The following is a 21798-nucleotide window of genomic DNA, read 5'->3' as shown; positions in this document are numbered from 1 at the left end:
GCGATGAGCGCGCGTTTCTGGGGCGACCTGAAGACCACCGATTTCGAGGGGCTGTCGCCCGACAACACCGTGGCGGTGCTGCCGCTGGCGGCGATCGAGCAGCACGGGCCGCATCTGCCGGTCTCGGTCGACACCACCATCATGAATTCCATGCTGGCCGAGGCGATGCCGCTGGTTCCCGCCAATCTCGATGTGCTGGTGCTGCCGACGCTGCCGATCTGCAAGTCGAACGAGCATCTGCATTCGCCGGGCACGCTGACCCTGTCCTGGGAGAGCGCGACGCAGAGCTGGCTCGAGATCGGCGAAAGCGTTCGGCGCGCCGGCCTGCGCAAACTCGTCATCGTCACCTCGCATGGCGGCAATATCGACCCGATGAAGGTGGTCGCGCGCGAACTGCGCGTGCGCCACGGCATGCTGGCTGTCACCACCGCCTGGCGCGCCTTCGGTCTGCCGCAAGGCGTCTATGCCGATCTCGATGCCAATCACGGCATCCATGCCGGCGACATCGAGACCTCGCTGATGCTGCATTTCCGGCCGGATCTCGTCGACATGGGCAAGGCCGGCCATTTCGAGCCGAGCACGATCAAGATGCAGGGCGAGTACGCCTGGCTCAGGCCGACTGGCCTGCATGCGCATGCCTGGATGGCGCAGGACGTCAATCCCAGCGGCGCGGCAGGCGATGCCAGCCTGGCGACGGCCGAAAAGGGCAAGGCGACAGCGGCCCTTCAGGCGAAGGGTTTTGCCGAGCTGCTGGCAGACGTCGCCAGGTTCCCGCTCTCGCAACTGCACAAGGCGTCGTAATCGGCAGCCTCAATCGGGGTCGAGCAGGCGCGGTCCCGCGCCCTGCTCGCCCAACCGATCCCAGGGATTGTGCAGCGGGCAGCTCTTCACCGAGAGGCAGCCGCAGCCGATGCAGTCGGTCAGGTGGTCGCGCAGCCGCGTCAACCGGTCGATCCGGCGCTCCAGCTCAACCTTCCAGACCGATGACAGGCGTGACCAATCCTCCGCCGTCGGCGTGCGCTCCGATGGCAAGGCCTTGAAGGCGTCGCCGATCGTCTTCAGCGGGATTCCCGTGCGCTGCGCCACCTTGATGATCGCCACGCGCCGGAGAACCTCCCGCGGATAGCGGCGCTGGTTTCCGCTGCTCCGCGCGCTCCGGATCAAGCCTTTCGCCTCATAGAAATGGATGGTGGAGACAGCGAGCCCGCTGCGCCTCGCCACCTCGCCGACGCTCATCTCATCGAAGAAATGGGCGTGATCCGCTTTGCTCATCGACGCTTGACCTTAACCCTGCTTGAGGTTTTATAACCCTGCGCTTCCGATGTGCAAGCAGCCTGGAGCGCGACCATGCACCGCCCGTTAGACCGCAGGATCCACCTCGCCCTGATCTATGGCAGCACCCGTGAGGGGCGGCTCTGCGACCGGGTGGCCAACTGGGCGCTGTCGCAGATCGAAGGCGAAGGCCCATTCGTCGTTGATGTCATCGATCCGCTGACGCTCGACCTGCCGAAGCGCCACCCACGCGGCGAAACTCCGACGGTGCGCCTGCTCAGGGAGCGGATCGGGCGCGCCGATGGCTTCATCGTGGTCACGCCGGAATATAACCGCGGCTATCCGGCGCCTCTGAAGTTCCTGATCGATCTCGTCGGGGCGGAGTGGCGCGGCAAGCCGGTCGCCTTCGTGTCCTATGGCGGCGTCTCGGGCGGCTTGCGCGCCATCGACCAGTTGCGCCAGGTTTTCAACGAGTTGCACGCGGCCACTATCCGCGACGTTGTCTGCTTTGCGCATGCCTGGAGCCAGTTCGACGAGACCGGCCAGCTCCTGGATGCGACCAAGGCCGAGCAGGCGATGGCAACCATGCTGGCGCAACTGCACTGGTGGGCGACAGCGCTGCGCGATGCCCGGGAAAACGTCCCCTATGGTACATTCGCGGCTTGAATCGATCAGCAATCACCGACGACAATAGGTCGGAGAGGGGTCATCAAATGGCCCCTTTCAACCTACATATTTTATAAGACGGCTAATGAAATTCAGCTAGATTGGCTGCGCTTCGCGAGGCCCTTGGCACCCCCGATTCGGAGACCACCGTACGAGATGAACGCAGTCGACAGCACCACCTCGGTCCTGATCCACCTCGCAGGGGCGGTGGCTCTGCTGATCTGGGCCGTACGCCTGGTCAGGACGGGCGCCACGCGGGCTTTCGGCTCCTCGCTCCGACAGGCGCTCGCGCGTTTCACGCGCAACCGCTTCACGGCGCTGGCGAGCGGAGCGGCGGTGACTCTGGTGCTGCAAAGCTCGACGGCGACGACGCTGCTGCTCTCCTCGTTCGCGGGCCAATCGCTGATCACGCTGCCGATGGCGCTTGCCGTGCTGCTCGGAGCCAATATCGGCACGGCGCTCGCAGCCTTTCTCGTGTCGCTCGATCTTGGCTGGATCTGGGGGCTTTGCCTCGCCGTCGGTGTGGCGCTCTATCTCGCCAACGAGGCGATGGACCGGGCCCGCAATATCGGCCGTGTCCTGGTCGGCATCGGGCTCATCCTGCTGTCGCTCGTCGAGCTGAAATCCGCTGCCGCTCCGCTCGCACAGTCCCCGACCTTCAAGCTGATTCTGCAGGCACTGGCCGGCGAGCCGGTCATCGCCGTGCTTGTGGCCGTCGCCGCGACCTGGCTGACCCATTCCAGCCTTGCCATCGTGCTGCTGATCGCTTCGTTCTGGTCGGGCGGGCTGCTCTCCCCGACCATGGCCGTGACACTGATCGTCGGAGCGAATCTCGGCAATGCCCTGGTCCCGGTCATCGACCAGCTCGGCGCCCCGATCGCGCAGCGCCGTGTCGCGGTCGCCAATCTACTGACGCGCCTCGTCATCGCCGTCATCGTGATCCCGTTCGCCGGCCCGCTCGCCGGCTGGTTCTCGTCCCTGTCTCTCCATCCCGGACGGCTCGCAGTCGAGCTGCATCTGGCGCTGAACATCGCCGGCGGGCTGCTGTTCCTGCCCTTCATCACACCAATTTCCAACCTCGTCCTGCGGCTCATGCCGAGCGCGCCGACAAACGAACGCGTGATCCGCCCGCTCTACCTCGACCCCGGTGTCCTCGACAGCCCATCGGAAGCGCTTGCCTGCGCGATGCGCGAGACGCTCCATCTCGGCGACCGCGTCGGCGAGATGCTGAAGGACACGCTGACCCTGCTCGATGGCGACCAGATCAAGCTCTCCCGCGAGATCTCGCAGGCCGATGACGGTGTCGACACGATCCACGAGGCGATCAAGCTCTATCTGGTACGGCTGTCCCGGTCCGAGCTGAGCACAGAGGAAAGCCGCCGGCTGCTCGAGATCGTCACGTTGAACACCAATCTCGAGCATATCGGCGACGTCATCGACAAGAACCTCCGGGAACTGGCCGAGAAGAAGATCCGCAAGGGCTATCGCTTCTCGGCGGAGGGGCTTGCCGAGATCAGCGCACTGCATGCGCGGGTGTCCCACAGCCTGCGGCTGGCCTTGAACGTCCTCGCGACACGCGACATCGCATTGGCGCGTCAACTCTTCGATGAGAAGGCCGTGATGCGTTCCGCCGAGCGCCGCGCGACCGAAAGCCATTATGAGCGGCTGCGCAGCGGCGTGCCGGAATCGATCGAGACGAGCTCGATCCATCTCGACGTGCTGCGCGACCTCAAGCGCATCCACGGGCACATCACGTCGATCGCTTATCCCATCCTCGAGACGGCCGGCGAATTGCGGGAGAGCCGCCTCAGGCACCGCGAAGCATCCGCTGCCGAGGCTGATTTCGATCTTGGCATGGTACCGCAACCCAAGGGCTGAGCCCGCTCGCCAGCCCTCGCGGATGTATAGTCCAAAGGCGTAGGTCTTTGGGAGGCTACGAGGGTTTCTCCTTGATCTCAATGCGGAGCGAGCATTGATCAACGCTGAGCACTATCGACTTCACAAAATAGAACTGGCCGCTGGCGAGCGGGAGAACGCATGATGAGCTGCATTGCCACTATCCGGAGACACTCATGCGGCTCCAACTCCTCCGCAATGCCACGCTCAAGCTTGTCTATGCGGGCAGGACATTCCTGATCGACCCTGATTTCGGCCCCATGCACGGCCGTCCAACTTTCACCGGCAAATCCGCAAACCCGATGGTCGAGCTGCCCGAGCCGATCGAGAGCATTCTCGATGGTGTCGACCAGGTGATCGTCTCGCACCTGCATTCCGACCATTTCGACAGCGTCGCGAAGGAGCGCATTCCCAAATATCTGCCGCTGACCTGCCGCCCCGGCGACGAGGACAGGATCGTGGAGGCGGGTTTCCAGTCAGTCAGCCCCGTGGAGTGCTTCCAGCGGATCGGACCGATTATCCTGAAGCGCGTTCCGGCGCAGCATGGCAGCGGCGCGGTCGTCGAGAAGATGGGGCCCGTCATGGGCTTCAGCCTGGAGGCCCCAGGCGAGCCGACGCTCTATTGGTGCGGGGACAGCATTCTCTATCCGCCACTGCTCGAAGCGGTTTCAGCGACCGCGCCGGATGTGATCGTCACCCATTCCTGCGGTGCCCTCTGGGACAACACCCTGATCGTGATGGACGACGCCCAGACGCTGGCACTCTGCGAAGCAGCCCCCGAGGCCATCGTCATCGCGACCCATATGGAGGCGCTCGACCATGCGAGCATCAACCGGGCGGCCCTGCGCAAGGCCGCCGAACAGCGCGGTATCGGGCCAGAGCGCCTGCTGATCCCCGGCGACGGCGAAACCATCGAAATCAGGGAGCCCGCGCGGGTTTGACCGCGCGGTGCTGGGTTACTCCCCCGCTTTGGCGGTCTTGGCGTAGATGTCGCGATAGCTGTCGCGCAGCAGGTTCTTCTGGACCTTGCCCATGGTGTTGCGCGGCAGTTCGGGCACGATGAAGACCTGCTTCGGCAGCTTGAACTTGGCGAGGCGCTGGTCGAGCGCCTTCGAGATCGACGCGGCGGTGATCTCGGCCCCGGGCTTGACCACGACCACGGCCGTGACGCCCTCGCCGAAATCGGGATGGGGACAACCGATGACCGCGCTCTCGATCACGCCCGGCATCTCGTCGATCTCGGTCTCGACTTCCTTCGGATAGACATTGTAGCCGCCGGTAATGATCAGGTCCTTGCCGCGCCCGACGATATGGACATAGCCGGCGGAGTCGATCTTGCCGAGGTCCCCGGTGATGAAGAAGCCATCGTTGCGGAACTCGGCCTTGGTCTTCTCCGGATTGCGCCAGTACCCCTTGAAGACGTTCGGGCCCTTGACCTCGATCATGCCGATCTCGTCGGCACCGAGCGTCCTGCCGGTTTCCGGGTCGGTGACGCGCGCGCTCACGCCTGGCAGCGGGAAACCGACCGTGCCGGCAACACGCTCGCCCTCATAAGGGTTGGAGGTGTTCATATTGGTCTCGGTCATGCCGTAGCGCTCGAGGATGGCGTGGCCGGTGCGCTCGCGCCATTCGCGATGCGTCTCGGCGAGCAGCGGCGCCGAACCGGAGACGAAGAGGCGCATATGCCGGGTCGCCTCCTTGGTCAGGCGCGGATCCTGCAGCAGCCGGACATAGAAGGTCGGCACGCCCATCATACTGGTCGCCTGCGGCAGGTATTTCATGATCTGCTCGGGATCGAATTTCGGCAGCAGGATCATCGAGGCGCCGGCGAAGAGCACGACATTGGTCGCGACGAAGAGGCCATGCGTATGGAAGATCGGCAGCGCATGCAGCAGCCGGTCATTCCTGCTGAAGCGCCAGTAGTCGACGAGCGCGAGCGCATTCGAGGCCAGGTTGTCATGGCTCAGCATCGCGCCCTTGGAGCGCCCGGTCGTCCCCGAGGTATAGAGGATGGCGGCTAGGTCGTCCGGTCCACGTGCGACATCGGCGAATTCTGCGGAAGCGCCGCCGGCCTTGTCGAAGAGCGTACCTGTCGCGACACCGAGCGTTTCCAGCTTGGCACCGGCCTTCTCGGCGTAGGGCCGCAGGGCCTCGGCCTTGCCCGGATCGCACACGAAGACCGCGGGCTCGGCATCTCCGAGGAAATACTCGATCTCGGCCGGCGTGTAGGCGGTGTTCAGCGGCAGGAAGACGGCGCCGGCGCGGATCGTGCCGAGATAGAGCATCAGCGCCTCGATGCTCTTTTCCACCTGCACGGCGACGCGATCGCCCGGCTTCACGCCGAGCGCCACCAGGGCATTGGCGAAGCGGGCGGACACCGCGACCATCTCGGCATAGCTGTAGCGACGGCCGTCACCGAGAAGCGCGAAGGGCGCGTCGGGTGCGGGAATGCGCGCGGTGACGAGGTCGAACAGATGATTGGCCATGACAGGTCTCAGGTTTTGGTTCAGGCGGAGACGGGACGGAGCAGCTTGCGGACGGCGGACGATGCGACGACGGTGTTGCGGCTGGCGAAGGCCTCGTGATTGGCTTCGATATCGCCGAGATCATAGCGGTAATTGACCATCACGCCGTGCGACTCGCGCAAGCCCCGGGCCGAGAGATTGCCGCCTATATTGATGCGTTCCAGCCTTGCGCCGTTGCCGAGATGGAAGCGCGCGACAGGGTCGATGACCCGCCCCGACGACGCGCGGGCGCGCAGCAGATACTGCGCCGCCATCTGGCCCAGCAGCTTGTCGCGCCGCGCCCTCTCCGGCTCGTCGAGCGCAATCGTCTCGCCGACCGGGCGCGCAAGCTCGGAGAGTTCCTCATTGGTGAGCAGCGGGTCGCCAGGCTCGGCGACGATGCCCGCGAGCCAGCGCGCAAAGCCGGGAACGGGCGAAAGAGTGACGAAGGTATCCAACCCGGGCAGTTCGCGCTTCAGGTCCTCGGCGACCTGCTTGATCAGAAAATTGCCGAAGGAAATGCCACGCAGCCCCTCCTGGCAGTTCGAGATCGAATAGAACACCGCGGTGGACGCATTCTGGGCCGCGAGGACCTCGCGCTCTTCACTCAGGACTTCGGCGATGCTGCGCGGGATCGCGCCCGTCAGCGCAACCTCGACGAAGATCAGCGGCTCGTCGACAAGCTGCGGATGGAAGAAAGCGAAACAGCGCCTGTCTGCCGGCTCGAGCCTGCGGCGCAGATCATCCCAGCCCTGAATCTCGTGCACCGCTTCGTAGCGGATGACCTTTTCCAGCACATTGGCCGGTGTGTGCCAGTCGATGCGGCGCAAGACCAGGAAGCCGCGATTGAACCAGGAGCCGAAGAGATGCCGGAAATCATCATCGACCGGCTTCAGGGCCGGGTCGGCCTCGATCGCCTCGAACAACGCCTCCCGCATGCGGACCAGCACATGGGTGCCGCCGGGCGCGAGGTTGAGGCGGCGGAAAAGTTCCTGCCGGCGCGGCTCGGAGGCAATGTGCAATGCTGCGATCGCAGCCGCATCCGCCTCATTCTGGTAGCGTGCGATGGCGGCGCTCAACTTCTCCTCATCCGGGCCGAAGCGATCCTGAAGCAGGCGGAAAAAACCGAGGCGTCCTGGCGGATCGAGCCGTTCCCACTGGTCGAGAACGGCCTGCGCCAACGCCATGCCGGAGGCCTCGCCGCGCCCTGACAGCAGGTCCTCGCAAAGCCGGTCAAGCGAGCGGTTGCGGTTCCCGGCAAAACGCTCAAGGCCGATCAGTGCGCGGCCCCGGTCCGCCACACTCGTCAGGAGTTCGCCGAGAAACGCCATGTCCATCCCCGTCTCCGCTGCCGTCGTGGTGCGATCCTATACGAGTTTTTCTGCGCCGGAATGAACGGCCTGTCCTGCTCGAGCATCGGCCCGAAAAGTGGATTGCGGTTTTCGGAGAAGCCGATGCGAACATAGAAGCTAGGTCATCGGACCGGATGCGATATCCGGTCCGATGACCTAGCGGAGCAGGCTCCATGCCTTCAGGAAGAAATCGGGCGCGCCGAAATTCCCGGATTTCAGGGCAACCGCCATCGCAGGACTGCCGACGACGCGGGTCCACGGCACACCGGGGTCGATCTCGGGGCCAATCTCGAGCGTCTGGATGCCGAGGCCCTGGACAACGGCGCCCGAGGTCTCGCCACCGGCGACGAGCAGGCGCGTGACACCGCCCTTGGCGAGCAGGCGCGCCGTTTCAGCGAAAGCCTGCTCGACGATCTCACCGGCCTTGTCGCGGCCAAGCTGCCCCTGGATCGCGGCGACTTCGGCCGGGTCATCGCTGGAATAGACGAGGAAGGGTCGATCGGCCGGTTGCGCCAGCGCCCAATCGGCCAGAATTCGTGCCGTCTGCTCGCCGGTGGCCAGAGCGAGCGGATCGACCTTCAGCGCGGGATATCCGGCTTCAAGCGCCGCCTTGATCTGCCCGCGTGTGGCAGTGGAGCAGCTGCCCGAGATAATGCCGGCCCGCCCCTCGGGCGCCTCGAGATGGGCCGCGATATCGCGATCCGGCAACAGCCCTGCCTTGCGGAAGTTCTGCGGCAGCCCCATCGCGATGCCGGAACCGCCGGTCAGCAGGACCGCCCCATCGACAGCAGCGCCCAGCACCATCAGGTCGTCATTGGTCAGCGCGTCGGTCACGACATAGCGCACGCCCTGCCCCGCCAGTTCCACAAGCCGGTTCTTGACCGCGCCGGCCCCAGCCAGGACCGTGGCGTATCCGATATGGCCGACAGGGGTCTCGGTCTGTGCCGCCATCAGGCGCATCAGGTTTGAATCCCGCATCGGCGTCAACGGGTGGTCCTTCATCGAGCTCTCATGCAGAGGCACGGAGCCGACGAAGAGATAGCCCTGATAGATCGAGCGGCCATTCGCCGGAAAGGCCGGGCAAATGATGACGCTTTCCGCGCCGAGCCGGCGCATCAGCGCGTCCGCCACGGGGCCGATATTGCCGTGCGGGGTCGAGTCGAAGGTCGAGCAATATTTGAACAGGATCTGGCGCGCGCCGGCGGCGAGCAGCGCCTCGCAGGCGGCGAGCGACTGCGCCACTGCTTCCGAAACCGGATTGGTGCGCGACTTCAGCGCGACGACGACCGCATCGGCCTCCGGCAGGGTTGCATTGGCCGATGGCGCGCCGATCACCTGAACCGTCCGCATCCCGGCCCGGTTCAGCATCAGGGCGACGTCGGTCGCACCCGTCATGTCGTCGGCAATCACACCCAGAAGCATCCGTCCCATTCCCTGTTTCCAGCGCATACAAACTGCGCCTGATACCCGTATCCGTCTGGCGCAGTGCATATCAGAGATCATGCCCTGCGTGCGCGTAGCCCGGACATGCCGGCCTCAGCCAGAAGCGGAGAGCTTGGCCGCCAACTTGCATACAAGCCGAACGGCGACCCGGGAACAATACTCCGCAAGAATGATGCAGCGCATGATCGACGCCCGCCGAAACTTGCGCCAACTTGGTGCTGAACGGGACCAACCCGGGAGGCTCTTCGCTTTCGGATTCTGCATATCGACCTAGCGGCGCAAGCAGCCTGCGTTCGGCAGGCCATGCGCCAGATCTCTATCCGGCCGCGCGAACGCGCCTCACACAGAAAATCCAACAGGGGAAAACCGATGAAGCTCATTGCCGCGCTGGTTTCAGCGACCTTCCTGACGATCGCGAGCCTGCCAGCCATGGCGCAGGCGCCGAACACGCTGCGTGTCGGCCTGCAGGAAGACCCCGACGTGCTCGACCCCCACAAGGCGCGCACCTTCGTCGGTCGCATCGTCTTCATGGGGCTGTGCGACCGGCTGCTCGATATCACGCCTGACCTCAAGCTCGTCCCGCGGCTGGCGACCGAATGGTCATTCTCCCCTGACGGGCTGACGCTGACCATGAAGCTGCGCAGCGATGCGAAGTTCCATGACGGCGAGCCCTTCAATGCCGAAGCGGCAAAGGCCAATCTGGAGCGGGCGCGCACGCTGCCGGACTCCCTGCGGAAATCGGAACTCGCCTCGGTCGACAGTGTCGAGGCCGTCGATGCCACCACGCTCGTGCTGAAGCTCAAGCGCCCCGACGCGACCCTGCTTGCCCAATTGACCGATCGCGCCGGCATGATGCTGGCTCCCAAGAGCCTCAGCGGCGATGTCGGCGCCAAGCCGATCTGCTCCGGCCCCTACAAGTTCGTCGAGCGCGTCCAGAACGACCGCATCGTGCTGGAGAAGTTCAAGGAACACTGGGAGGCCGCGAACTACCAGTTCGACCGGGTGCTCTATCGTTCGATCCCCGACACCACCGTGCGTCTCGCCAATCTGAGAGCCGGCGAACTCGACATGCTGGAGCGCCTTGCGCCGACCGACGTGCCGGGCGCCCGGGGCGACAAGTCGCTCAAGATCGCCAGCACATCGAATCTCGGCTATCAGGGCATCACCATCAACACGTCCAATGGCGAGGCGGCGAACCAGCCGATGGGCAAGGACAAGCGCGTCCGCCAGGCCCTGTCGCTCGCGATCGACCGCAAGGTCCTGAGCCAGGTCGTGTTCGAAGGGCTGTACGAGCCGATGATCCAGCCGTTCAACCCCGGAAACCCCTATCTCAGCGCCGACTTCCCGGTGCCGGCGCGCGACGTCGCCAAGGCGAAGGCGCTGCTCAAGGCAGCCGGTGCCGAAAAGGTCTCGGCCGAGCTCTTCGTCACCAACAATCCCGTCGACGCGCAGCTTGGCCAGGTCATCCAGGCAATGGCTCAGGAAGCCGGCATCGACATCCAGATCCGCTCGAGCGAATTCGCGAGCCAGCTGCGCGACCAGCAGCAGGGCAAGTTCCAGATGAGCCGCATCGGCTGGTCCGGCCGCATCGACCCCGATGGCAATATCCACCAGTTCGTGACGTCGAAGGGTAACCAGAACGACGGACGCTACAGCAATCCGGAGGTCGACAAGCTGCTCGACCAGGCCCGCACCGTCTATGACGTCGCCGAGCGCAAGAAGCTCTATGACGCAGCGCAGGCAATCCTGCAGGACGAGCTGCCGATCGTCTATCTCTACAACCAGACGGTGTTCTTCGCGCTGCGCTCCAACATCGATGGCTTCGTGATCAATCCCGACGGCATGATCCGGCTCGCCGGGTTGAAGAAGAAGTGATGACCGCCTCTTCTCGAACCCCACACCCTCGTCAGCTCCGGGCGACCCTTGCGTCGCCCGGAATGGCGGCCGGGCTTAGGGGGCAGCCATGCTGACCCTGATCGGCCGCCGCGTCTTGATCGCGATCCCGACACTCTTTCTGGTGTCGCTGTTCGTCTTCGCCCTGCAGCGAGCCTTGCCCGGCGATCCGTTCCTCGTCATCGCCGGCGAGGAGCGCGATCCGGAGGTGATCGCCCGGCTGCGCGAAATCTACCGGATGGACGATCCCATCGTCGTCCAGTTCTTCGCCTGGCTCGGCCAGGTCGTGCAGGGCGATTTCGGCCGCTCGCTGCGAACCGGCGAGCCGGTGCTCGGGCTGATCCTGCAAAAGCTGCCTGTCACCATCCAGCTCGCCACGGCCTCGATCCTCGTCGCCGTCGCGATCGGCGTCCCGGCGGGCATCATCGCCGCCCGCAACAAGGGGACGGCCCTCGACTATTCCGCCAGCGCGCTCGCGTTGTCGGGTCTCTCGATTCCGAATTTCTGGCTCGGCATCATGCTGATCCTGCTCGTCTCGGTGGAGCTCAAGCTCCTGCCGGCATCGGGATATGAGCCGATCTTCAGCAACCCGATCGGCGCGATCGAGCGGCTGATCATGCCCGCCTTCGTGCTGGGCGGCGGGCTTGCGGCTTTCCTGATGCGCCATACGCGCGCTGCGATGCTGGAGGTCCTGCAGTCCGACTATGTCCGCACCGCGCGCGCCAAGGGGCTCGACGAGCAGACGGTCGTCAACCGCCATGCGCTGCGCAATGCCCTGATTCCGATCATCACCCTCTCGACGCTGCTCTTCGGCGAGCTGCTGGCCGGAGCTGTGCTGACCGAACAGGTCTTCACGATTCCCGGTTTCGGCAAGCTGATCATCGACGCCGTGTTCAATCGCGATTACGGCGTGGTGCAAGGCGTCGTCCTGTGCACTGCAATCGGCTTCATCCTGATGAACCTGCTTGCCGACCTGCTCTACATCCTCGTCAACCCACGCCTGAGGGACGGCTGATGGCGAACATCGCATTGGACCGCCCGTCCCCGACCAGCTCGTTGGAACCATTGCCGGCGCGAAGCCCGCGCGCCTGGACGAAACTGCTGCACAACCGCTCCGCCCAGATCGGCGGGGCGCTCGTGCTGATCTTCGTGCTGATGGCGATCCTGGCGCCGCTGCTGCCGCTGGCAGACCCGCTGAAGTCGAACTTCCTCGCCATCCGCAAGCCGCCTTCGGCGCTGTACTGGTTCGGCACCGACGAACTCGGCCGCGACCAGTTCTCCCGCCTGTTCTACGGCGCGCAAACCTCGCTGCTGGCCGGCATCTTCTCGGTCTCGATCGCGCTGGCGGTCGGAGTACCGTTCGGGCTGCTGGCGGGGTGGTATGGCGGCTGGATCGACATCGCGATCTCGCGCGTCACAGAAGCGATGCTGGCCTGCCCCTTCCTGATCGTCGCGATTGCGTTTGCAGCGATCCTCGGCCCCTCCTTGACCAACGCCATGATCGCGATCGGCCTCTCGGCCGTTCCGATCTTCATCCGGCTGGTCCGGGGCCAGGTGCTCAGCATCAAGGCCGAGGATTTCATCGAGGGAACGCGCGCGATCGGTGCCCGCGACATGCGGATCCTGTTCCTTCACGTCCTGCCGAACACGCTTTCGCCGATCGTGGTGCAATCCACCCTGTTCATGGCGCAGGCGATCATCCTGGAAGCGGCCCTCTCCTTCCTCGGCCTCGGCCAGCAACCCCCCGCTCCGTCCTGGGGTCAGATGCTCAACGTCGCCAAGAATTTCATGGAGCAGGCGCCGTGGATGTCGGTCGCGCCCGGGATCACCATCTTCTTCGCCGTTCTCGGCTTCAACCTGCTCGGCGACGGCCTGCGGGACGCGCTCGACCCCAAAGAACACTAAGCAAGCCTAGGGATAGCATCATGTTCACGACCCGCCCCGAAATCCTCGGCACCTTTGGTGTCGTCACCTCGACGCATTGGCTCGCGACGGCCTCCGGCATGGCCATGCTGGAAAAGGGCGGCAACGCCTTCGATGCCTGTGCCGCCGCAGCCTTCGTGCTCCAGGTCGTCGAGCCGCATCTGGTCGGCCCGGCCGGCGACATGCCGGCCGTGTTCTATTCGGCCGAGACGAAGAAGGTCGAAGTCATCTGCGCGCAGGGCCCGGCTCCGCAGGCAGCCACCATTGCGGCCTTCAAGGAACTCGGCCTCGACCTGATCCCCGGCTCGGGACTGCTCTCGACGGTCGTGCCCGGCGCTTTCGGCGGCTGGATGACGCTGCTGCGCGACCATGGCCGCCTGTCGCTGCGTGAGGTTCTCGAGCCGGCCATCGGCTATTTCGAGAACGGCCATCCGATGCTCCCGCGTGTCTCCGACACGATCGGCTCCCTGACCGATCTCTTCACCAATGAGTGGCCGACCTCGGGGGCGGTCTATCTGCCGGGCGGCAACGTGCCGAAGGGCAAGGAACTCTTCAGCAACAAGGCCGCGGCGGAAACGTACAAGCGCATTCTGTCGGAAGCGGAAGCCGCCGGCGGTTCGCGCGAGAAGCAGATCGAGGCTGCTTACGACACCTGGTACAAGGGCTTCGTCGCGGAAGCGATGGACGCATTCTGCCGCACGACCGAGGCGATCGATTCCTCCGGCCGCCGCCACAAGGGCCTGCTCACCGCCGACGACATGGCGCGCTGGAAGCCGACCTACGAAACGCCCGCGAGCGTGAACTATCACGGCTGGGAGGTCTTCAAGATCGGTCCCTGGGGCCAGGGCCCCGTCTTCCTGCAGACGCTGAAGATCCTGGAAGGCATCGATATCGCCGCGATGGGACCGGCCAGCCCGGAATTCATCCATCACGTCACCGAGGCGATGAAACTCGCCTTCGCCGATCGCGAGGCCTATTACGGCGATCCGGATTTCGTGAAGGTGCCGATGGCGACGCTGCTTTCGGAGGATTACGCCCGCGGCAGGCGCAATCTCATCACCGACAAGGCCTCGCATGAGCTGCGCCCCGGCATGATCCCCGGCTTCGAGGAGCAGGTCGGCAAGATGCTGGCGAATATCCGCATCGCCGGGCAGAGCGGCGCCGGCGGCGCAACCGTCGGCGAACCGACGCTCGCCTCGATGGTTGCATCGTCGAAGCGCGGCGATACCGTTCATATCGACGTGATCGACAAATGGGGCAACATGATCGCCGCCACGCCGTCTGGCGGCTGGCTGCAATCCTCTCCCGTCATCCCCGAGCTTGGCTTCCCCCTGAACTCGCGCGCGCAGGCATTCTGGCTGGAAGAGGGCCTGCCGGCCTCGCTCGCGCCGCTGAAGCGCCCGCGCACCACGCTGACGCCGACACTGGCCTTCGAGAATGGCGAACCGCGCCTGGCTTTCGGCACGCCGGGCGGCGACCAGCAGGAGCAATGGCAGCTCGGCATGTTCCTGCGCCGGGTGCACCACGGTCTCAACCTGCAGGAGGCGATCGACCTGCCGCTGTTCCACACGCAGCACTTCCCCTCGACCTTCTATCCGCGCGAAGCGCGGCCGGGGCATCTCACGGTCGAGGAGAGCATCGGCGCTGCGGCGATCGCCGATCTGGTCCGGCGCGGCCATGATCTCGAGAAGGCCCCGGCCTGGACCGTCGGACGCCTGACCGCGGCGGAGAAGAGCAGCAATGGCCTCTTGCGTGCCGCGGCGACGCCACGTCTGATGCAGGCCTACGCCGCCGGCCGCTGAGAAGGATTGCTCCATGACCTGGTCTATCGTCGCCCGCGATGCGGCGACAGGCGCCTATGGCGTCGCGGTTTCCACCTGCGCCTTCGCCGTCGGCTCGCGCGTGCCGCAGGGCGCGGCGCGCACGGGGGCGCTTGCCACACAAGCCTTCCTCAACCCGCTCTATGGCATCGATGGCCTGCGGCTTCTGCTCGAAGGCCGCCCGGCCGCCGAGATCGTCGCCAACCTCACAGCGGCCGATGAGGGGCGCAATCATCGCCAGCTCCATGTCATCGACCGGGACGGCAAGATTGCCGCTCATACCGGTTCGGCCTGCATCGACTGGTGCGGCTCGGTCGAAGGCCCGCAGGTCTCGGTGGCTGGCAACATGCTCGCCGGACCGCAGGTGATCGAGGAAACGCTGAAGGCCTATATCGCGGCCTCGGCGCTCGATTTCGACGAGCGCTTGCTGGTTGCGCTCGAGGCCGGAGAGCGGGCCGGCGGCGACAAGCGGGGTCGCCAATCCTGCGCGGTTCGGATCTGGTCGACCGATGCCTTTCCGAGCTTCGACATCCGCGTCGACGATCACGCAGACCCACTCGCCGAATTGCGGCGGCTCTGGCGCATCGCGCACCAGCGCTCCGTGCCCTACCAGGCCGCCTCGCCGTCTCGTGCCCGACCGGCGGGGATCACGGACCGCACCGAGCTCGATCGGCTGTGCAGCGAGTATGCTGCTGCCTGGAATGCGAGGCACCCCGAGAGCTGAGCCCTTCGGCCGTCCGGGGCGTGGCATCGCGCCTGGCCCCGGCTTCGGATGGGCGCCAAGCACAATCTCTGCGTCAATGCTGCAACAGGGCGCCGTGATCGTCGGCAGTCCTGTCGCCGTCTTGACGCAGATCAATCACTTTCCCCGAGCACTGGCGAAGAACGGTCCCACCGGCCGGGCAAGTTGCGATGGATTGAGTCGCCCACCGGCAGCAGCTGGGGACCATCATGACGACACGCCTTCTCCCGACCGCTCTGAGCGCCGTCCTGCTCGCAGGCACCGCGCTGACAAGCGCTGAGGCAGCCGATCTGCCCTCCTACAAGGTACAGCCGGTCGCGCCGATTCTGGCGCAGTGGAGCCCCTGGATGATCCGCGGGCGCGCACTCGTCGTGGTACCGCAGGAGGATGCCTCGCTCCGGATCGGCGGCGTCACAGTTCCCGGCGCGGACGTCAGCATCTCGACCTCGGTCGTGCCCGAACTCGACATCAGCTATTTCTTCACGAAGAACATCGCCGCCGAGCTGATCCTTGGCGTCACCCCGCATCGCGTCAAAGGCGCTGGTGCTCTCGCCGGAGCGCGGATCGGCTCTGCCTGGCTGCTGCCGCCGACGCTGATGCTGCAATATCACTTCACTGATCTCGGGCGCATCAAGCCCTATGTCGGCGCCGGCGTGAACTACACGGTCTTCTTCAACGAGAAGGCCAAGGGCGGCTTCACCGATTTCGATCTGAAGGACAGCTTCGGCCTCGCCCTGCAGGCCGGCTTCGACTACATGATCGACGACCACTGGGGCATCAACTTCGACGTGAAGAAGATCTTCCTCGAGCCGAAGGTCAAGGTGAACAACGGCCTGGTCAGCGGCAAGGTCAAGATCGATCCCTGGCTGATCGGGACAGGCGTCACCTACAAATTCTGAGCTGAAAGATGTTCAGGCTCCCCCGCCGGGTGCGGCGAGGGAGCCTTGAGAATCGGTCCGGAACGTGGATTACGGCTTGGGAAGGCCGATGCAGACACTGAAGGTCAGATCATCGGACCGGCTGCGCGATCCGGTCCGATGATCCTGTTGTCAGGTCAGCCTGCCGCGCGCCGCGACCGGTAGTTCGCCGATCAGCTTGTCGCCGCGCACCGTGATCAGCCTGTCTACCATGTTGACGACGACGCAGACATGGTTCGGCACGATCCGGACGACCTCGCCGACCTTCGGCCGTTCATTCGAGGCCGCAAGGTCGAGGAAGCCATGCTCCTCGGCGAATTTGGCAATCTTGGCGGACGGATACTCCAGAATATAGCCGTGCCCTTCGAGGCCGCCGGTGTCGCTCGTCAGCGTCTTGGACCCTGAATCGAGGATGCCGCGCTCCGGGCCGGCACGGCTCACCACCGTCGCATAGACCGTCAAGGCGCAGTCATCGAGGCTGGCGACGCCCGCCGCGACCTGCATGCGGTCGTTGAAGATCGAGGTACCGGCGCGGTGCTCGGTCGCGCCCTTGAGCTTGCCGATATTCGGAATATTGGGCGAGCCACCGGTCGAGACGATGCCGGCCTCGAGCCCCGCATCGCGCAGGCCCGCATTGGCCGTGTCGAGGAAGAGCTGCGTCCGGTCCCAGCCATCCTCCGGCGGATACATCAGGAAGCCGGCGAAGCGCAGGCCCTTGGAACCGGCGATCATCTTGGCAAGCTCGACCGCCTCACCAGGCGTCTCGACGCCGGCGCGCTGGCGACCGGTGTCGCATTCGACCACGACCTCGAGGTCGCGCCCGGCGATCTCGGCGGCCGTCGGCAGGCCGGCGATGGTGACGGGATTGTCAGCCGCCACGATCATCCGCACACGGCGCTGAAGCGCGCCGAGGCGCCCAAGCTTCTCCTCGCCGAGGATGTTGTAGCTGATCATGATGTCGTCGAGGCCGCCATCGGCCATGACCTCGGCCTCGCCGAGCTTCTGGCAGGTAATGCCGCGGGCGCCGGCCTCGCGCTGCAGGCGCGCGAGCTCGGGCGATTTATGCGTCTTGATATGCGGACGATTGGCGACGCCGGCGGCGTCGCAGGCGGCCTGGAGGCGCGCGATATTGGCCTCGACCTTATCGAGATCGATGACGACGGCCGGCGTGCCGTAGACGCGGGCAATTTCCTCGGCAAGCGCGGTCATGGCAGCACCCGGATGATGACTTCGATCTCGACGGTCATGTTGTTGGGCAGCGAGCCCATGCCCACGGCCGAGCGGGCGTGACGGCCGTTCTCGCCGAGAACGGCGACGAACAGGTCCGAGCAGCCGTTGATCACCTTGGGCTGTTCCGCGAAATCCGGCACCGCATTGACCATGCCGAGCAGCTTGATGACCTCGACCTTGTCGAGCGAACCGGCGGCCTCCTGCATAGCCGCGAGCAGACCAAGCCCGGTCTGCTTGGCGTGTTCGTAAGCCTCTTCGACCGTGACATTGGCGCCGACCTTGCCGGTCGGATAGCTGCCATCGGCCCGACGCGGCCCCTGGCCGGAGAGATAGACGATATCGCCAGCCCGCTTGAAGCGGACATAGTTGGCGACCGGCGTCGCGACGTTGGGCAGTGTCAGCCCGAGTTCCTTGAGCCTGGCTTCGGCAGACATGGTGTTTCCTCTATCGTTATTGTGGCGCGGCGTTCCGCGGACGGCACACAACGCGCGCCCGTGAGACTCCGACGTGAGATGCCCGGGTCAAGCCCGGGCTTGTCGGCAGCACGACCTGGCCTTAGGCCGCCACCTTCTTGAACTTGTTCGTGCGCTTCGGGTGCCACCACTTGCCCTTCAGCACCACGCCCTCGGAAACGAACTTCTTGTCGCCGATCAGGTGCTCCCCGACGACGTCGACATAGTCGAACTTGCCTTCCTTGACGGTGAGGATGGTGGCGTCGCCCAGCGAGCCGACCCTCAGCGAGCCGTATTCGGGACGCTTCATCGCCATGGCGGCATTCACGGTCGAGGCTGCGATGACGTTGTTCAGGCTCATGCCCATGCAGAGGAACTTCGACATGGTGGTGACCTGGTCATAGGCCGGCCCGTCGATGCAGAGCTTGTGAACGTCCGACGAGATCACATCCGGCTCGAAGCCATTGGCAAGCATGGCGCGCGTCGTCTTGAACGAGAACGAGCCCTTGCCATGGCCGATATCGAAGATGACACCGCGCTTGCGGGCGGCGAGCACCTCCGGCTTCACCGTGCCCTGGGCCGTCGCGGGTGCGTTCGGGAACGGCCGGAAGGCGTGGGTCAGTACGTCGCCCGGCCGCAGCATGCCGATGACTTCCTCATAGGATGGCGGCGGATGGTCGATATGGCACATCAGCGGCATGCCGACCTCGTTGGCCACCTGCAGCGCGATGTTCAGAGGCACCGTCCCGGACGTGCCCGAGGCATGCAGGCCGACGCGGACCTTGATGCCGACGATATAGTCGCGATTGGCGTCGGCGACTTCGACGCAATCAATCGGATTCATCATGCGCAGGTCGCCGCTCTCGCCGACCATGACGCGATGATCGAAGCCGTAGATGCCGGCATGCGAGACATGGAGATAGGCCAGGATGCGGGCCTGGCTCTTCTCGATCACATGCTTGCGGAAGCCGGCCCAGTTGCCCGGGCCCGCGCTGCCGGTGTCGACCGAGGTGGTGACGCCGGACATGCGGCAGAACTCGTCGGCATCGATGCCGAGCGATGTACCGCCCCAATAGACATGGGTGTGGAGGTCGATCAGGCCGGGCGAAACGATATAGCCCGAGACATCGCGAACTTCAGTATCGGCGCCGCCCTTCAGGTCCTTGCCGAAGCCCGAGACCTTGCCGTCGGTGAAGGCGACATCGAGAATGCCGTCATGCTTCTGCGAGGGATCGATGACCCGCCCGCCTTTCAGGATGAGATCGTGGTTCATGGCTGGTCCTTTGACGGCAAACTCAGAGCGGTGAGATAGCGCCCTTGCGCTCCACGATCATCCGGTATTGCTCCGGCTCGCGGTGGCGGGCGAAATTGAATGTGGATGCCTTGTAGCTCTTGCCGAGATCGAGATCACAGCGGGCGACGACGAGTTCGTCCCCCTCGGTGACGGCCTGGGCCACGACCTCGCCGGTCGGCGCAATGATGCAGGATCCGCCGATCTGGTCGACGCCGGCCTCAAGGCCCGCCTTGGCCACGCCGACAACCCAGGTGGCGTTCTGGTAGGCACCGGCCTGCATGACGAGCTGATTGTGGAAATTGCCGAGGCGGTCGTGGTCGGGCGCCGGGGGGTTATGCTTGGGCGTGTTGTAGCCGAGCACGATCAATTCGACATCCTGCAACCCCATGCTGCGATAGCTCTCGGGCCAGCGCCGATCATTGCAGATCATCATGCCGATATTGGCATCCATCGTCCGCCAGACGGGCCAGCCGAGATTGCCGGTCTCGAAATAGCGCTTCTCGAGATTCTGGAAGGGAGCGCCCGGCCGGTGCTCGGGATGTCCGGGCAGATGGATCTTGCGATATTTGCCGACGATCGAGCCGCTCTTGTCGACCAGGACCGCGGTGTTGAAGCGGCGCTTGCGCCCGTTCTCGAAGGCGAGCTCGGGATAGCCGAGATGGAAGCCGATACCGAGACGGGCGGCCTCCTCGAAGAGCGGCGCCGTCTCGTTCGAGGGCATGGCACTCTCGAAATAGGAATCGATCTCGTCCTCGTCATCCATCCACCAATGCGGAAAGAAGGCTGTCAGGGCGGCTTCTGGATAGACGACGAAATCGCAGCCATGCCCCTTGGCCTGGCGCATCAAGGCGATCATGCGGGCGACGGCCGAAGCGCGGCTTTCATCCCGATGGATGGGGCCGAGCTGGGCTGCGGCCACCGTCAGAATTCGACTCACCTTGTTTCCTCCTCAGCGCACCGGCCAGCATCGCGATCATCCAGGGCAGGCGAAAGCCGGTCAGCCCGCATGGACGCCATCGGATTTCCGCAGACCGCACCCCGAACCCGGGGTGCGAAGCCAATGGACGCTGCGGCAGAGCCAGCCGGCATGGTGGATGCGGTTCCCCTCAGAGGCTCTTTGCCAGGCGGGGATCGAGCGAGTCGCGCAGGCCGTCACCGAGCAGGTTCACGGCAAGCACCGTGATCGACAGAAAGACCGCCGGGAACAGCACGATATGCGGCCGGACCTGCCAGAGCGCCCTGCCCTCGGCCATGATATTGCCCCAGGACGGCGTCGCCGGCGGAATGCCGGCGCCGATGAAGGAGAGGATCGCCTCGACGATCATCGCGCTGGCGCAGATATAGGTCGCCTGCACGGTCATCGGCGCGATGGTGTTCGGCAGGATGTGGCGCATGATGATGCGCGGTGCGCGTGCGCCGGCGGCCACCGCCGCCTCGACATAGGGTTGCTCGCGCAGGCTGAGCACCACGCCGCGCACCAGGCGGGCGACGCGCGGGATTTCGGCAATGGTGATGGCGATGATGACGTTCTGGACCGAGCCGCGCGTCAACGCCATCAGCGCGATCGCCAGCAGGATCGGCGGGATCGACATCATGCCGTCGATGCCCCGCATGACGATGCCGTCAGCCCGGCGCACGAAGCCTGCGAAAAGGCCGATCGCCAACCCGACCAGGGACGACAGGATGGCGACGGTGAAGCCGACGATCAGCGAAACCCGCGCGCCGTAGATGACGCGGGAATAGATGTCGCGCCCGAGCATGTCGGTGCCGAACCAGTACTGCTCCGAGGGCATCCTGGTGCGCCTGGCCGGCGCGATCGCGGTCGGATCGACAGTCCAGAGCAGCGGCGCAAGGATGCCGATGAGGATCATGAGCAGCAACAGGCCGCCGCCGATCGCGACCGAGGGGTGCCGGCGCATGAAGCGCAACAGGTTTCTCAAGGGTGATCTCTCTGGCGCGATCCCGGCCAGAGCGGGAGCCGCCAAGGCGGCAGGGCTCTCGGAGCGCGTCGTCAATAGCGTATCCTCGGATCGAGAAGCGTGTAGACCAGATCGATGATGAGGTTCACCAGCACGTAGACGAAGCTGAACATCAGGACGACACCCTGAATCACGGGATAGTCGCGCCGCAGGATGGCATCGACCGTCAGCCGGCCCAGTCCGGGAATGGCGAAGACGCTCTCGGTCACCACGGCACCGCCGATCAGCAGGGCGATGCCGATGCCGATGATCGTCACGATCGGGATCGCGGCATTCTTCAGCGCATGCAGGAACAGGACGCTGCGCTGGCCGAGCCCCTTGGAACGTGCCGTGCGGATGTAGTCCTGCTGCAGCACCTCAAGCATCGTCGCCCGGGTGATGCGGGCGATCAGCGCGATATAGACGAAGCCGAGCG

At 65.1% G+C, this 21798-nt stretch carries 20 protein-coding genes; 10 read left to right on the top strand and 10 right to left on the bottom strand.

Features of this window, described 5'->3' with window-relative positions; all coding sequences use genetic code 11:
- The first annotated feature begins 3 nt into the window (after positions 1-3).
- The gene (locus tag AC1D34_RS00100; protein ID WP_441489084.1) at positions 4-801 is read left to right on the top strand and encodes a creatininase family protein; all 798 of its coding nucleotides are present in this window, start codon (positions 4-6) and stop codon (positions 799-801) included.
- 9 nt (positions 802-810) lie between these two features.
- Here AC1D34_RS00100 and soxR read toward each other — a convergent pair whose 3' ends face one another.
- Positions 811-1272 carry a redox-sensitive transcriptional activator SoxR gene (gene soxR / locus AC1D34_RS00095; protein ID WP_441489083.1) on the bottom strand — a complete coding sequence of 154 codons (462 nt, stop codon included), beginning with the start codon at positions 1270-1272 and terminating at the stop codon, positions 811-813.
- Positions 1273-1347: 75 nt separating this feature from the next.
- On the opposite strand from soxR, the gene AC1D34_RS00090 reads away from it, so the two are divergent.
- The 3 genes from AC1D34_RS00090 to AC1D34_RS00080 all read left to right on the top strand — a co-directional run bounded on the left by AC1D34_RS00090 (position 1348) and on the right by AC1D34_RS00080 (position 4775).
- Positions 1348-1938 (top strand): NADPH-dependent FMN reductase, encoded by a 591-nt coding sequence (locus AC1D34_RS00090; RefSeq protein WP_441506659.1) that lies wholly within the window; start codon positions 1348-1350, stop codon positions 1936-1938.
- 156 nt (positions 1939-2094) lie between these two features.
- Positions 2095-3816, top strand: coding sequence for a Na/Pi cotransporter family protein (locus AC1D34_RS00085; RefSeq protein ID WP_441489081.1), 1722 nt, complete (start codon positions 2095-2097; stop codon positions 3814-3816).
- Between the two features lie 194 nt (positions 3817-4010).
- Complete coding sequence (locus tag AC1D34_RS00080; RefSeq protein ID WP_476823174.1) at positions 4011-4775, top strand: MBL fold metallo-hydrolase; 765 nt, start codon at positions 4011-4013, stop codon at positions 4773-4775.
- A 15-nt stretch (positions 4776-4790) separates the two neighbouring features.
- Here AC1D34_RS00080 and AC1D34_RS00075 read toward each other — a convergent pair whose 3' ends face one another.
- From AC1D34_RS00075 to otnK, 3 genes are all read right to left on the bottom strand, one after another.
- Positions 4791-6320 (bottom strand): malonate--CoA ligase, encoded by a 1530-nt coding sequence (locus AC1D34_RS00075; protein WP_476823173.1) that lies wholly within the window; start codon positions 6318-6320, stop codon positions 4791-4793.
- A 20-nt stretch (positions 6321-6340) separates the two neighbouring features.
- Positions 6341-7675 (bottom strand): malonyl-CoA decarboxylase, encoded by a 1335-nt coding sequence (locus tag AC1D34_RS00070; protein WP_476823172.1) that lies wholly within the window; start codon positions 7673-7675, stop codon positions 6341-6343.
- A 171-nt stretch (positions 7676-7846) separates the two neighbouring features.
- The gene (gene otnK, locus AC1D34_RS00065) at positions 7847-9121 is read right to left on the bottom strand and encodes a 3-oxo-tetronate kinase (RefSeq protein WP_441508615.1); all 1275 of its coding nucleotides are present in this window, start codon (positions 9119-9121) and stop codon (positions 7847-7849) included.
- Between the two features lie 381 nt (positions 9122-9502).
- Between otnK and AC1D34_RS00060 the strand changes: the two genes are divergently transcribed.
- From AC1D34_RS00060 to AC1D34_RS00035, 6 genes are all read left to right on the top strand, one after another.
- Positions 9503-11008 carry an ABC transporter substrate-binding protein gene (locus AC1D34_RS00060; protein ID WP_441489076.1) on the top strand — a complete coding sequence of 502 codons (1506 nt, stop codon included), beginning with the start codon at positions 9503-9505 and terminating at the stop codon, positions 11006-11008.
- An 88-nt stretch (positions 11009-11096) separates the two neighbouring features.
- Entirely contained in the window at positions 11097-12041 is a 945-nt protein-coding gene (locus AC1D34_RS00055) for an ABC transporter permease (protein ID WP_113515563.1), read from the top strand.
- Positions 12041-12931: an ABC transporter permease gene (locus AC1D34_RS00050; RefSeq protein WP_441489075.1), complete on the top strand. Its 891-nt coding sequence runs from the start codon at positions 12041-12043 to the stop codon at positions 12929-12931. Before AC1D34_RS00055 ends, AC1D34_RS00050 begins: the two co-directional genes overlap by 1 nt.
- A 20-nt stretch (positions 12932-12951) precedes the next feature.
- Positions 12952-14751: a gamma-glutamyltransferase family protein gene (locus tag AC1D34_RS00045; RefSeq protein ID WP_441489074.1), complete on the top strand. Its 1800-nt coding sequence runs from the start codon at positions 12952-12954 to the stop codon at positions 14749-14751.
- Positions 14752-14764: 13 nt separating this feature from the next.
- Positions 14765-15493, top strand: a complete 729-nt coding sequence (locus AC1D34_RS00040; RefSeq protein WP_441489073.1) for a DUF1028 domain-containing protein — start codon at positions 14765-14767, stop codon at positions 15491-15493.
- A gap of 227 nt (positions 15494-15720) precedes the next feature.
- Positions 15721-16410 carry an OmpW/AlkL family protein gene (locus tag AC1D34_RS00035; RefSeq protein ID WP_441489072.1) on the top strand — a complete coding sequence of 230 codons (690 nt, stop codon included), beginning with the start codon at positions 15721-15723 and terminating at the stop codon, positions 16408-16410.
- Between the two features lie 150 nt (positions 16411-16560).
- Here AC1D34_RS00035 and AC1D34_RS00030 read toward each other — a convergent pair whose 3' ends face one another.
- From AC1D34_RS00030 to AC1D34_RS00005, 6 genes are all read right to left on the bottom strand, one after another.
- Entirely contained in the window at positions 16561-17637 is a 1077-nt protein-coding gene (locus AC1D34_RS00030; RefSeq protein WP_441489071.1) for a D-TA family PLP-dependent enzyme, read from the bottom strand.
- Positions 17634-18092 (bottom strand): RidA family protein, encoded by a 459-nt coding sequence (locus AC1D34_RS00025; RefSeq protein WP_113515557.1) that lies wholly within the window; start codon positions 18090-18092, stop codon positions 17634-17636. Before AC1D34_RS00025 ends, AC1D34_RS00030 begins: the two co-directional genes overlap by 4 nt.
- Before the next feature lie 121 nt (positions 18093-18213).
- Positions 18214-19383, bottom strand: coding sequence for an amidohydrolase/deacetylase family metallohydrolase (locus AC1D34_RS00020; RefSeq protein ID WP_476823171.1), 1170 nt, complete (start codon positions 19381-19383; stop codon positions 18214-18216).
- 22 nt (positions 19384-19405) lie between these two features.
- The gene (locus tag AC1D34_RS00015) at positions 19406-20341 is read right to left on the bottom strand and encodes an N-carbamoyl-D-amino-acid hydrolase (RefSeq protein ID WP_441489069.1); all 936 of its coding nucleotides are present in this window, start codon (positions 20339-20341) and stop codon (positions 19406-19408) included.
- A gap of 169 nt (positions 20342-20510) precedes the next feature.
- Positions 20511-21374 carry an ABC transporter permease gene (locus AC1D34_RS00010; protein WP_069882127.1) on the bottom strand — a complete coding sequence of 288 codons (864 nt, stop codon included), beginning with the start codon at positions 21372-21374 and terminating at the stop codon, positions 20511-20513.
- A gap of 41 nt (positions 21375-21415) precedes the next feature.
- Positions 21416-21798 (bottom strand): ABC transporter permease (locus AC1D34_RS00005; protein ID WP_476823170.1); only part of this gene is annotated, 383 nt, incomplete at its 5' end.

The sequence above is a fragment of the Allobosea sp. P1_A7 genome (assembly GCF_056406775.1).
This window is presented reverse-complemented; position numbering and strand designations above follow the sequence as displayed.